The following is an 11,938-nucleotide window of genomic DNA, read 5'->3' on the forward strand; positions in this document are numbered from 1 at the left end:
GGACATTCTCACGGACATTCTCACGGACATTCTCACGGACATTCTCACGGACATTCTCTATAGGAAAGCTAACCTTTAAAAAATTCGGACTAAACTTAAATATACTTCTGTCATATACTTTTAATATTCTCTGTACTCCGGAACCAAGTTGTTCAACTAACTTTACATCCTTAAACACTCTCATTAACTCCTTGTTTCTTGGAGCAGAAATTCCTTCGAAAAATCCTTTCTCTGTTCAACTCAATTTTTATTAAATAAAAAAATCCCAAGGTAATCTATTTTGGAATTTTTTTAACAATCACTATATGCCTTTACCACATCGGTCTCATTAAGCTTTTATGCTTTTTCTTTTTTAGTATAATATCATCATACGAATTACATAAATTTATTATCTGTATCAACTCATTTTCTGCATATTCAACAGCATGTTTTGTTCTGCCGATGCTTCCGTCATAATAACATACCAATCTGCTGCTGTTATCAACCATATACCTGCTTCTTTCATTATAACTTTCACTATGATAATGCCTATTTAAAGTTATCACATCATCACATCTGGACAAAACATTAAAATATTTTTCCCTATCCTTTTCCTTCCACTTTGCTGATTGTTCTTCGAATGGTATTACAGCAATAAGATTTATACTAATAGGATCTGTAAGTCTGACTATTTGTTTTCGTATTAAGATCTGTTCTGCACAAATTAGGTCAAATCCATAACAGGCACCAAACATAAATGTATCATAACCTTCTGATATAGCCTTATTTATTTCATAAATCAAGCTTTGTATCATTAAATTAAATTCATTTTTACTTTTAGGCAATTTTTCGGTTCTATGCCCAATAAAGCAAAGAGTTTTATTTCTATCCATCATTGTCTCTCTCTCGCATAAATAAAAGAAATATTCATAAAATAATTATTAACGCCATATCGTTAACCATTATAATATCAGCCGTAATTTTTGTCAACGATGTATCGGTAATTATTTTGTTAATATTCTGCTATACTCTTAGTAAAAATTAAGGGATGTGAACTATGACTATTAAAAAAGCGATTTCTCAAAGAATACTTCAACTATGTCAAGAGAATAATATCACGATAAATAAGCTTTCAACGATATCTGGCATCACGCAATCGACCTTAAATGATATTGTATATGGCAAGAGTAAAAATCCAACAATTAAAACTATATACTACATTTGTTTTGGCTTAAAAATAGACATGAAAGACTTTTTTGATTCTGAATTCTTTCAAGATATTACTGATAATGATTAATTCACTACATACAAAAAACAGCTACAAAAATGTAACTGTGTAATTTTCATATACCACAACTTAATTATATCACTTTTCCTTTATCACAACCTTTTATTATTTTCCCCCGGAAATTGAACAGCAATAATATCTCCCCATGAATACATTATTGTAAATTTATCGTCCAAGGAAGGATATCCCCCTTACATGGACAGATACTTATATTCTAAACAGCAGATAATTTTCAGTCTGATATAAGCAGCTTTTCATGCTTATAGATTAATTCGCAATACAGCCTCTCAATATTGAGGGGCTGCATTGGTTATTATTCGCTTTTTTGTCTGCGTCTTGCAACAATTAGACCGGATTCTATTTGAATACGTACAAGGTCCCGTATTGGTACAACCTTGTAATTTAATTTATTTTCAAGATATTCACATTCACTCTTCAGGTTATCTGACAATACTTCGTACACATCTTCCAACAGGCAGAGTGCTTCATCGTTTTCACAACCATCTTTTTTAAGCTTATTAATCTCATGCTGACAGGCCCTGGCACAAAGGCTTGTTGATAGACTGTTGTAAAATTTGCTCACCAGATCATTGTCAAATACTTCCGATACCTTGGCAGGTCTTTCGAACTTTGGATTATCCGACCATTTCTTCTGGGCATTAACAGAGGAATCTATTTCTGATATAATCTGATCCACGAGCAAAATGAAAGGATTATCCGGTGCAATGTACTTCCTGACATTGTTCAATTCTCTGTCAAGCTTTCTGTAATGCTCAACAGTATTTTTCAATTTATCTTCTATGGACTGTCTTCTGGTTATATTTGTAAGCGTGGAGTCTGCTATTCTGTCATCTGAAAAATACGGCAGCTCGGTCATCAGTGACACACAGTCATTGAATCTCAGCGCATAGTCAGAGCTGCTGGTACCTCCGTAACATGACTTTTCAGGATCCTTGCTTGAGTATTTTTCCAGATAATCATAATCCTCGGATATTCCGGCCATTTTATATATTGCATCAGAAAACTCTATACACGCAGGACTTTCAGGTTCTCCAAGCTGCAGTGCAACTCCGTTTTTTAATGCAGTCTCTCTCAGTTCATCATATATGTCTTTATATTCGTGAGTTATGTACCAATATGCTCCGCACAGACCGCCATTATGCAACGAATACATGAACTCCGGTCTCGTTTTTTCTATGACACCCATTATCGCTTTTGTTTCGGGCATGGGCTCATTAAAATGCAGATTTTTATAGTCTATTGGGAATGTCCATTCAACCTGTTGCTCGCTTCCTGGTCTGAAATAATCTTTCATATAATTATAAATAGTGAATGGACCCTTAAACCATTTTTCGTTTAATTTTGTTCCGTCAGGATCAACACATTTTATTATATACCATGTGTACCCTGTTGATTCTCTGAATTCATCATCCTCAGCCAATGCCCATGATAAATATTCCAATGTCATGGCTCCTATGGGCTCATTTGGGTGAGGGCATGCGAAGCAAAAGGCATTTTTACCTCCGCTGCCTATCTTAAGGCATAGTATGCTGTGATTTTCTCTTGATTTCCCCGCTTCGAAAACCTTCACAACATCCGGATATTTGCTTTGAAGACGCATGGTGCTTTCATCCAGCTCATCCACTGTTAAAAACACCTTGTAATCCGGAACATTATCAATTATTTTACTTATATTCACGCTTTACCTCCGATGTATTCTGTTGATTACTGCCCGCAGTTCATACGGGCAGCAATGTATCTGGTTATTTGTTTATCCAGACATATGTGTATTCATGAAATCCTGTTTTGTCTATAGCTTCTTCCGAAGTCGGATGTCCCACAATGTATGATTGATATGGTGCTATGGAAATATATTCTGATATTGGAACAACCGGAACATCCTCAACTATATATTTCTGTACTTCTATATAATACGGCGCCCTGTCCTCCTCACTTACATATGATGCGCCTTTCTCCAAAGCCACATCAAGCTTAGGATTGGAATAACCCATCAGGTTAATGAGAGCCCCCGTAGAAAATCTTGTAGTCAGTGCTCCGGGGTCAGGTCCTTGATATCCCGCAAGCAATGATACATCATAATTTCTTCCGTACCATATCTTTTCGTCCCAGGCAGCTTCTTCCATCATATTGATTTTGACATCAATTCCTATATCTTTTAAATTATCCCTTATTATTACTGCAATATCAGTGAAGGGCTCAATGTTGAATACATCTATTGTAGTTTCAAAATACATCCCGTTTGAATTTTTCGCATAGCCGGCATCTTCAATTAATTTTTCTGCCTTTTCAACATCCCTTTCCGGGAATACATCCGTTGTATTTAAAGCCCAATCATACATTGGTGTCATCGCCGTATTGGATTTTTCTCCGATACCCTTCATAGCTTTTCTTATTATGTCGTCTTTGTCAATTCCAAGTGAAACTGCTTGTCTCAGCTTAGCATCCTTAAATATGCTGTCTTTTACATTAAAGAACATGTAATATCGTGATGGCCAGTATTGTTTACCTACCTTAATGTCAGAATCAGCTTCAAAGCTTTGTGCTTCTGACAGCGGCGGTTCTACCCCAAGTATATCAAGCTCCTTGTTGTATAAGGCCTGTACTGCCGTATTGGCATCAGGTATTATTGAAAATACAACCTTGTCAAGATATGCTGTATCACCCCAGTATTCATCATTCCTCTCAAGTGTAACACTGACTCCCTTTTCGTGTTTGACAAATTTGAACGGTCCTGTTCCTATAGGATTTTGGTTTGCGGGATTTTCACTCCAGTCAGTACCTTCGTAAATGTGCTTGGGCATGATGTAGCATGCATCCCATGCCAGATATCCTATAAGTGATGAGTCATTATTTTTCAGCTTAAACACTACAGTATTATCATCAGGTGTCGTTATTTCTTCCACAGATGTCAGCGAACCTGCAAGCTGTCCGCCCTCCTTGATAATTGTATCAAATGTAAACTTTACATCTGCAGATGAAAATGGCGCTCCGTCATGCCACTTTACATTTTCATTCAGGTAAAATGTTATTTCTTTTCCATCCTCAGATACCTTATAACTCTTAGCCAGATCAGGCACAACCTCTTGCTTATTGGTTACTTTAATCAATCTGTTAAAAATATTTTCCGAAATCGGCTGTAAGTAACCGTCTGCCTGATAGTCTGGATTGTAGGTCGAAGGGTCTCCCGTCATTCCCACTATCAATGTTCCGCCTTTTTTAGGTGTACCTGACGAGTTACCTTCAGATACCTGACCGCCATCAGGCACTTCTTTTCCCACATCTGCACTGTTGCACCCAACAAGCATTCCCAAGATAAGACAGACTGCCAATAATAAAGATAATTTTTTCATTTTCTCCTCCTAATTTAATATATTGGAAAACATAATAGTTTTCTGTTCGGTATTAATAAGTCAATTACTATTAATAAAATGACATGAAGCAAAATGATTCTCTTCTATAACTTTTTGCTCAGGGTATTCTTTAAAGCATATATCTTTTTTCATATAGCATCTCGGTGCAAAGTAACATCCCGGCCCATTATCAATGGGAGTCGGAGGTTCTCCTTCTATTTTTATTACGTCTGTCTTTTCATCCATGTTGATGGATGCACAATTTGATATCAATGTCTTTGTATATGGATGCACAGGGTTGTGCAATACATAATCAGTTGTTCCCGACTCAACTATTCTCCCAAGATACATTACAACTATTTTATCCGATATGTACCTTGTGGTGTTTATGTCATGGCTTATGAATATCAAAGCTGTATCGGAATTCCTGACAAGATCCTGAAGCATTTTAATTATGTCTGCTCTTACAGAAACATCAAGCATTGAAACAGGTTCATCCGCAATGAGGAATTTCGGTTTTAAAAGCATTGTTCTCAATATTGAAATACGCTGAAGCTGTCCTCCCGATAATTCATGGGGAAATCTGTGCAAATAATCCCCTGCGGGTGAAAGGCCTATTTTCTCCATTGCATTGATTGCTGTCGATACTCTATCACTGTGTGTTTTGCCTATATTGTGCATCTTTAATGTTTCAACAATTATTTTCTCTATTGAATTTCTGGGGTCAAAGGTATCAAAGGGATTTTGAAAAACCATCTGAATAGTTCTCTTATACCTGAGCCTGTCCTTTTTTATCATTTCATCGGAAGATTCTCCGTTAAATAAAATTTCACCCTGAGTAGGATATTCAAGCTTTGTCAGCAGCTTTGCCAGAGTTGACTTGCCGCATCCCGATTCACCGATGACACCCATTACTTCTCCGGCCTCCAATTTGAAGCTTATGCCGTCAACCGCCTTGACCGTTTTCTTAACCGTGCTGAATCTGTTGTTTCCTTTTATTCTTTGTGTATAATGCTTGAACAGGTTGTTGACCTCTAAAGTATAATTATCTCCCATTAATTATCTCCTCCCCGCAGAATGGCACATTACCATGCGTCCATTCTCCAATATGACTGTCCCGGGTTTTTCCTTATGACATGACTCTGATCTTTCGGGGCATCTGCTCTCGAATATGCATCCATCATGCTGAACGCTCAGATCCGGAAGCGAACCCGATATACCCCTCAGTACTCCTCTTTCGCCCTTCAATGTAGGGAATGATTTCAGAAGCCCCCGGGTATACGGATGATTCGGGTTGGAAATTACGTCATCTACATATCCAAACTCAACAAGATATCCCGCATACATCACCGCAATTTTTTTGCATGTGTTTGCCACTACAGACATATCATGAGTTATCATTATGCGTGCTATGCTAAGCCTTTTCTCAAGCTCCTTTATCTCATTGAGTATCTGACCCTGAGTTATAACGTCCAAAGCTGTTGTTGCTTCGTCCATTATAATGAGCTTGGGATTATGCATAAGACTCAGTGCAATGGATACTCTCTGCATCATACCGCCCGACAGTTCATGCTGATACATCGTATATACTCTTGGAGGAAGATTTACCAACTCCAAAAGCTCTGTCATCTTGTTTTTTACTTCTGCCTTGGATGCCGTCTTATTATGCAGCATATATATATCTGACATCTGGCTGCCTATTTTATGTATAGGGCTCAGTGAATTCATTGATTTCTGGAACACAACAGAAATTTCCTTCCACCTTATATCTCTTAGCTCATCTTCACTTATAGTGAGTAAATTCCTATCTTCAAAAATTACCTCGCCGCTTACCTCAGCTATCTTTTTAGGGAGCAATCTCAGCATGGACAATGCAAGGGTTGATTTTCCCGAACCCGATTCTCCTACTATGCCAAGAGAATCCTGAGGCTCAATATCAAATGACACATTATTGACAGCATGAATATTTTTATTTTTAACCTTATATATAACATTTTCATTTTTAATTGATAGTAACGCCATAAGAGCCTCCTATTTATTGTCGTTCAGCTTTGGACTAAGTATGTTGTTCATTCCGTCGCCGATTAAGTAAAATGCCAAAACCGTCAGTACAATAGCAGCACCTGAAAATGTCGATATCCACCATCCGTTTGTCAGATATGATTTTCCGTTATACACCATTTGCCCCCAGCTCATAACATTCGGATCACCAAGCCCCAAAAAACTAAGTCCCGATTCTGTAAGTATGGCCTCTGATATATTCATTGTTGTATTGGCAATAATGGGGAATATACCGTTAGGGATTATATGTTTAATTAACGTTTTGATTTTGCTTTCACCGATGTTTTCCAAGGATTTTACGAAAGTCCTCTGCTTGAGAGAAAGAGCTTGAGCTCTCATAAGTCTTGCATTTCCGGTCCAGGTTGTTATACCTATGACTACCATCACGTTAAACATGCTTGAACCAAACAGGGCAACTATGATGAGTATAAGGAAAAATGTAGGCATCATCAGAAATACATTTATTATCTCTGACACAACCGAATCTATTTTCCCGCCGTAAAATCCTGAAATACCGCCTATGAGTGTTCCGACAATTCCGGATATGGATGCAGCCACAACCCCTATAACTATGGAAGTACGCGCACCATATAATATTCCGCTGAATATATCTCTGCCCAAGCCATCTGTTCCCAGCAGATAGTTTTTACTTGGAGGGTTTACCATATCATCATTTAATGAAAAAGGATCATGAGTAGCAATCAATGGTGCGAAGAGAGCCAGCAAAATAATTATCGTCAATAAGATTATGCCTATTTTCAGCTGTCTGACCTGGTTTATCATGGATAGCATTCTTTTCATTTTTGTAAAAAAATCTCCTGATTTATTCATTTTCCACAATCCTTTCTGACTAATCGTATCTTATTCTTGGATCAATAACAGCATAAATCAAGTCCACAACTATCATACAGACAGCTATTGAAACTGACAATATGAGATATATCCCCATGAGAAGCGGGTAATCCCGTTTAGATATTGCCGTCATCATCAGTCTTCCCATACCGGGCCATGCAAACACTATTTCAATAATTGCAACCCCTGATATAACGTATGCCAAGTTAATACCAAACACCGTTATTGTGGGAAGTATGGCGTTTTTAAATATATATTTTTTGAATATTTTGTTTTCCTTCATACCCGCTGCTCTAAATGTTGTTATGAAATCTTCTGACATGGTTTGAATCACAGATGCTCTTGCTATACGGAAATAATATGGTATTTGAATCAATGTTACCGTTATAAGCGGCAGCGTCAAATGCCAAAGTATATCAACTGCTTTTGCAATTCCTTCATGTTGTGCTCTTAAATCCACCATGCCGGCAGTGGGGAAAATCTTCAGCTTTGATGCAAATATAAGAATAAGCATAAGTCCCAGCCAGAAGCTTGGTGTGGAATCAAACACATAGGATAAGCCATTCATCGTAACATCAAACAGTGAGCCTCTTTTCCTTGCCGCAAATATTCCCGATGCAGTTCCGATTACCACAGCCAGCAATATGCTTGTCAGAGCCAAAAGAAGTGTTGGACCTACTTTTTCAAATATAAGCTTACTTACAGGTTCGCTGCTCATTATGGAATACCCGAGATCCCCTTTCAGCAATGTTTTCACGTAGCTGATAAACTGAATATGTATCGGATCGTTTAATCCGTATTTTTCTGTTAATGCATCAATCATTTCCTGAGAAGGGTTGTCTTTTCCCGCCAAAAGACTGATAGGATTTCCCGGAGCCAGATGTATTAACATAAAGTTTATGACTAATGAAACCAAAATTATAAGAATTCCTGTTAGTATTCTTCTTCTAAGATATCTTGCCATTATTCCGCTCCTTGTGAGTATTCAGCCGGTCAAATTATATCAGCCTCTTCTTGCCTTTCCCGTTACGTGTTCGATTACTATTTTAACAACGCACGCCTTGTCGAAATCTTCCTCGATGTGCTCCAATCCCTGTTTTTTAAAGTTTGGGGAATACTTGTCCACAATTAATACCAACGCATGTCTTTTTTCTTCGTCATCAACTATTTCCGCTTTGCCAAAAACCATTACACTTTCATAGTTTGTTACAAATTCATCTTCAAGCACTTCTGTTTTTCCTACATAAGTAAATGCCACCTTATCATTTACATTGATGCTTTCGTGTATATTTCCTCCCTTTATAAAAAAGTGAACATAAATATTATCTCCTTCAAGCACATAATTCAGAGGAGTCGAACAGGGATATCCGTTTGCTCCGATTGTTCCTATCACACCATATTCGCCCTGCTCTAAAATTCTGCGGCTTTCATCATCCGAAAGCTGCCTGTCTTTCCTTCTCATAGCTTTAAACATAGTTGACCTCCATTTGAATATTATTTGTTTTTAAATATATAATTTACAATTTCATCAATCAATTTTGGCACAATAACAGTCAGGCTTTCTCTATTTACTCTCTCTGTTGCCTGATGATAATCCTTGCTCCACGGACCAAATATAATCGAAGGTATATTAAGTTTTTCTATGCCTTCAAAATCTATAGAATATAACTTGCCCCACATGGGTGTGTTGAGAGAAAAGCTGTCATAGTCAAACGCTCTGTCAACTGCACAGTAGCTGCAGTCAGAGAGCCCCACGGTATAGTTTTCATAGTTTAAATCATAATTGAAATTATCATGAGCATAATCCCTGATCAAATTGTAACACTCGTCGATTATGTGTCCTTTACCGCTGATTTTTCTGCTGTTGAGCGCCGGATAATACGGAGGAGCAAATCCCAACACTATGACAGGATAGCTTATACCGGTGAAATTCATCACTTCATCCATTATCCTAATTGTTGCCTGAGGATAATTTATTTCATTTTTAACTATTTTTTCTGAAATTTCATCATACAGTTTTCCGTAAAATCTGCCGAATCCCTCTTTATCCTTTTCAGAAGCAATATTCATAAGCTCTTCAAAGGACAGCACTTCAGGCTTGAACTCAATTTCCCGTTCCGAACAATGCATGTTCCTGCACTTATATTCGCTGTATATCATTTTCATTTTATTTACGTAAGCTTTGAAAGAGTCATTCGAAATTCTTTTAAGCTTTTCAAGTATTTCATCAGGTGATGTGTAAAAGCTTATTACGCTGAAATATCCACAAGCTCTGATAGGTATTGAAACATCGTACTCAACCTTCATATCCTTAAAATAATTCCATGTGGGAGGAACAGTAATTTCCCCGTCAAGCTCATCACTGAATTCCAGAGAAAGCTCAGTCCTTGAAAAAATCTCTCCCAGAACCCCAATAGGATTCAGGCCGTCAAAGCATCTGCATATGTGAGATTTCTGTCCCTGTGCTAATATTACAGGCATACATTTTCCAGCTGTACCTAAAGAAACAACGTGCTTGCCGTTAACTTTGAAATTAGGTTCACAGTCTATTAAAAAAGAATATTCCAGCTCAAATTCCTCTTTCAGACGGCTCAACAGCTTAACAGCGCCGCGCATGCCTGTTGAATAGGATTCCTCATCCGGTACAGAAATAAAAAGAATATTACCTTCTCTTTCTTCCATCTCAGAGTATCTTTCCAGGTATGCAAGCTGTATTGCCAGTCCACCTTTCATATCTGCCGCGCCTCTGCCGAAAATCCATTCACCGGAGTTCAAATCCTCCAGTGCTTCAGTATTGATATTAATTTCCCTGATTTTTTCAGGAAGCCTTTCAATATCAAACGCATACTCCTTTATGCTGCCATAATCATCAATACCCACTACATCATGGTGATTCATGAGAACAACCGTCTTATTGGATTTACCCCTTACCATTCCATATGAAATCCTTCTGCCAAGATAATCATCCTCAATTTTGAAGTTGCCGAACAGATTTGGATTATCCTCAAAGTATTTCATGCTTTTCATATAATCATATAAATACTCGGATACTCTATTTTCGTTTTCTGTTGCAGAAAAGCTGTCAATAGAAACGGTTTCCTTTAAAATACTTAAAATTTTCTCTTTAATCTCACTCACTCCTTTTGTCAATCTATATATTCTTCATATGGCTTTTTGCTTATTTTAAAATCATCAATTTTATCCTTATAATTATCATATAAATAGTTCATCATGAAAAAGATAAAGCTGGTAACAGGTGAGGTGTCTATTACTCCCATCTGTTCATTTCTCCTTAAATTAAATATCATAGAATAATCCGACAAATCCTTAAAAGGATTGATAAAGCTGTCTGTTATGGTAATAATTGTGCTTCCGTTTCTCTTGACCGTTTCAGCCTGCTCTTTCGTATATTTATAGTGTGGTGCGAAGGATACCACAATAGTAGCAGAATCTTCATCTATATCCTCAAATGTATATGAGTTCTCATACATGAGCTTTGAAAAATATACTCGGCTTCGTATACTGTCGAAAAGATGCAGAAGCTCAGATGCAGTACCAAAGGAATCCATAAATCCTATTATCAGAATTCTTTTCTTACTCATTAAAATTTCACAAATCTTTTTGAATTCCTCAAAATCAATATTTTGATATGATTTAGCAAGCTGTAATGTCTGCTTGCGTATGTGCTCATCAATTTCCATATCAGATAGCCCGTTCGTTAAAAAACCTTTTCCGATACTCGTATCTAAAATCTCAGAATTATCAATCACACTCTTTTCCATCGCCTTGCGCATATGTGAAAAACTTTCGAAGCCTAGTGCATATGCAAATCTTATTACTGTTACCTCACTGACCGAAACCTTTTTGCTAAGCTCAGAGGCCGTATCAAATATAACCTGTTCAAAATTATCTATTATGTATTTAGCTATCTTCTTATGTGATTTTGACAATGTTTCAAATTTATCTTTTATCAGATTAATAAAATTCATCAAACACCTCTTCTTTACAAAATGAATTAAATTATTCATTTTTATTTATATTGTATTAAATATTTCATATTTAATGATATCACCTTTTATAACTTTGTCAACATTTTATTTTTCTATCCGAAAAATTTACTTCAGTTATATTATTAATAAAAAACAAACATCACAGGATTATTAATTAAATCCTGTGATGTTTAAAATGATTCTATTGATTATGCGTTTTTCCTATTCTATTATTTCTTTATCTGTAATTTTAATATTTTCATTCAACGACATCAACATCAATATCTCTATTATAAAGATTTTAATACATTCTTTACAAATTCAACATCTGTCTTGGTTTCTTCTGCCAAAAATTCTATATCGGCATCGTTTGGTGTTACATTGTATGTCGTTATTGC

At 36.7% G+C, this 11,938-nt stretch carries 11 protein-coding genes and 1 pseudogene; 1 reads left to right on the forward strand and 11 read right to left on the reverse strand.

The window, feature by feature from the left end:
* Both HZF24_RS07585 and HZF24_RS07590 read right to left on the reverse strand, forming a co-directional pair.
* Positions 1-235 (reverse strand): annotated as a pseudogene (locus tag HZF24_RS07585) (ATP-binding protein); the annotation flags it as partial.
* 76 nt (positions 236-311) lie between these two features.
* A complete protein-coding gene (locus HZF24_RS07590) occupies positions 312-875 on the reverse strand; it encodes an SLOG family protein (protein WP_179237700.1) in 564 nt (187 codons plus the stop codon).
* A 161-nt stretch (positions 876-1,036) separates the two neighbouring features.
* Between HZF24_RS07590 and HZF24_RS07595 the strand changes: the two genes are divergently transcribed.
* Positions 1,037-1,276, forward strand: coding sequence for a helix-turn-helix domain-containing protein (locus tag HZF24_RS07595; RefSeq protein WP_179237701.1), 240 nt, complete (start codon positions 1,037-1,039; stop codon positions 1,274-1,276).
* Positions 1,277-1,580: 304 nt separating this feature from the next.
* On the opposite strand, the gene HZF24_RS07600 is transcribed toward HZF24_RS07595, so the two are convergent.
* The 9 genes from HZF24_RS07600 to HZF24_RS07640 all read right to left on the reverse strand — a co-directional run bounded on the left by HZF24_RS07600 (position 1,581) and on the right by HZF24_RS07640 (position 11,540).
* A complete protein-coding gene (locus HZF24_RS07600) occupies positions 1,581-2,966 on the reverse strand; it encodes a M14 family zinc carboxypeptidase (protein WP_179237702.1) in 1,386 nt (461 codons plus the stop codon).
* A gap of 64 nt (positions 2,967-3,030) precedes the next feature.
* Positions 3,031-4,638 carry an ABC transporter substrate-binding protein gene (locus tag HZF24_RS07605; RefSeq protein WP_179237703.1) on the reverse strand — a complete coding sequence of 536 codons (1,608 nt, stop codon included), beginning with the start codon at positions 4,636-4,638 and terminating at the stop codon, positions 3,031-3,033.
* 60 nt (positions 4,639-4,698) lie between these two features.
* Positions 4,699-5,694, reverse strand: coding sequence for an ABC transporter ATP-binding protein (locus tag HZF24_RS07610; protein WP_179237704.1), 996 nt, complete (start codon positions 5,692-5,694; stop codon positions 4,699-4,701).
* A gap of 3 nt (positions 5,695-5,697) precedes the next feature.
* Positions 5,698-6,660: an ABC transporter ATP-binding protein gene (locus tag HZF24_RS07615; RefSeq protein ID WP_179237705.1), complete on the reverse strand. Its 963-nt coding sequence runs from the start codon at positions 6,658-6,660 to the stop codon at positions 5,698-5,700.
* 9 nt (positions 6,661-6,669) lie between these two features.
* The gene (locus HZF24_RS07620; RefSeq protein ID WP_407695750.1) at positions 6,670-7,530 is read right to left on the reverse strand and encodes an ABC transporter permease; all 861 of its coding nucleotides are present in this window, start codon (positions 7,528-7,530) and stop codon (positions 6,670-6,672) included.
* A 19-nt stretch (positions 7,531-7,549) separates the two neighbouring features.
* Positions 7,550-8,515: an ABC transporter permease gene (locus tag HZF24_RS07625; protein WP_179237706.1), complete on the reverse strand. Its 966-nt coding sequence runs from the start codon at positions 8,513-8,515 to the stop codon at positions 7,550-7,552.
* A gap of 39 nt (positions 8,516-8,554) precedes the next feature.
* Positions 8,555-9,025, reverse strand: a complete 471-nt coding sequence (locus tag HZF24_RS07630) for a pyridoxamine 5'-phosphate oxidase family protein (protein WP_179237707.1) — start codon at positions 9,023-9,025, stop codon at positions 8,555-8,557.
* Between the two features lie 20 nt (positions 9,026-9,045).
* A complete protein-coding gene (locus HZF24_RS07635) occupies positions 9,046-10,689 on the reverse strand; it encodes a M20/M25/M40 family metallo-hydrolase (protein ID WP_179237708.1) in 1,644 nt (547 codons plus the stop codon).
* Between the two features lie 8 nt (positions 10,690-10,697).
* Entirely contained in the window at positions 10,698-11,540 is an 843-nt protein-coding gene (locus tag HZF24_RS07640) for a MurR/RpiR family transcriptional regulator (protein ID WP_179237709.1), read from the reverse strand.
* Positions 11,541-11,938: the final 398 nt, after the last annotated feature.

Source organism: Sedimentibacter hydroxybenzoicus DSM 7310, assembly GCF_013403245.1.
In the GTDB taxonomy this organism is placed as follows: Bacteria; Bacillota; Clostridia; order Tissierellales; family Sedimentibacteraceae; genus Sedimentibacter; species Sedimentibacter hydroxybenzoicus.

What these genes read in the sequence shown, in the direction of transcription:
- HZF24_RS07590 (WP_179237700.1), bottom strand. Translation starts at nt 875, where the DNA reads ATGATGGATAGAAATAAAACTCTTTGCTTTATTGGGCATAGAACCGAA.
- HZF24_RS07595 (WP_179237701.1), top strand. Translation starts at nt 1,037, where the DNA reads ATGACTATTAAAAAAGCGATTTCTCAAAGAATACTTCAACTATGTCAA.
- HZF24_RS07605 (WP_179237703.1), bottom strand. Translation starts at nt 4,638, where the DNA reads ATGAAAAAATTATCTTTATTATTGGCAGTCTGTCTTATCTTGGGAATG.
- HZF24_RS07610 (WP_179237704.1), bottom strand. Translation starts at nt 5,694, where the DNA reads ATGGGAGATAATTATACTTTAGAGGTCAACAACCTGTTCAAGCATTAT.
- HZF24_RS07615 (WP_179237705.1), bottom strand. Translation starts at nt 6,660, where the DNA reads ATGGCGTTACTATCAATTAAAAATGAAAATGTTATATATAAGGTTAAA.
- HZF24_RS07620 (WP_407695750.1), bottom strand. Translation starts at nt 7,530, where the DNA reads ATGAATAAATCAGGAGATTTTTTTACAAAAATGAAAAGAATGCTATCC.
- HZF24_RS07625 (WP_179237706.1), bottom strand. Translation starts at nt 8,515, where the DNA reads ATGGCAAGATATCTTAGAAGAAGAATACTAACAGGAATTCTTATAATT.
- HZF24_RS07630 (WP_179237707.1), bottom strand. Translation starts at nt 9,025, where the DNA reads ATGTTTAAAGCTATGAGAAGGAAAGACAGGCAGCTTTCGGATGATGAA.
- HZF24_RS07640 (WP_179237709.1), bottom strand. Translation starts at nt 11,540, where the DNA reads ATGAATTTTATTAATCTGATAAAAGATAAATTTGAAACATTGTCAAAA.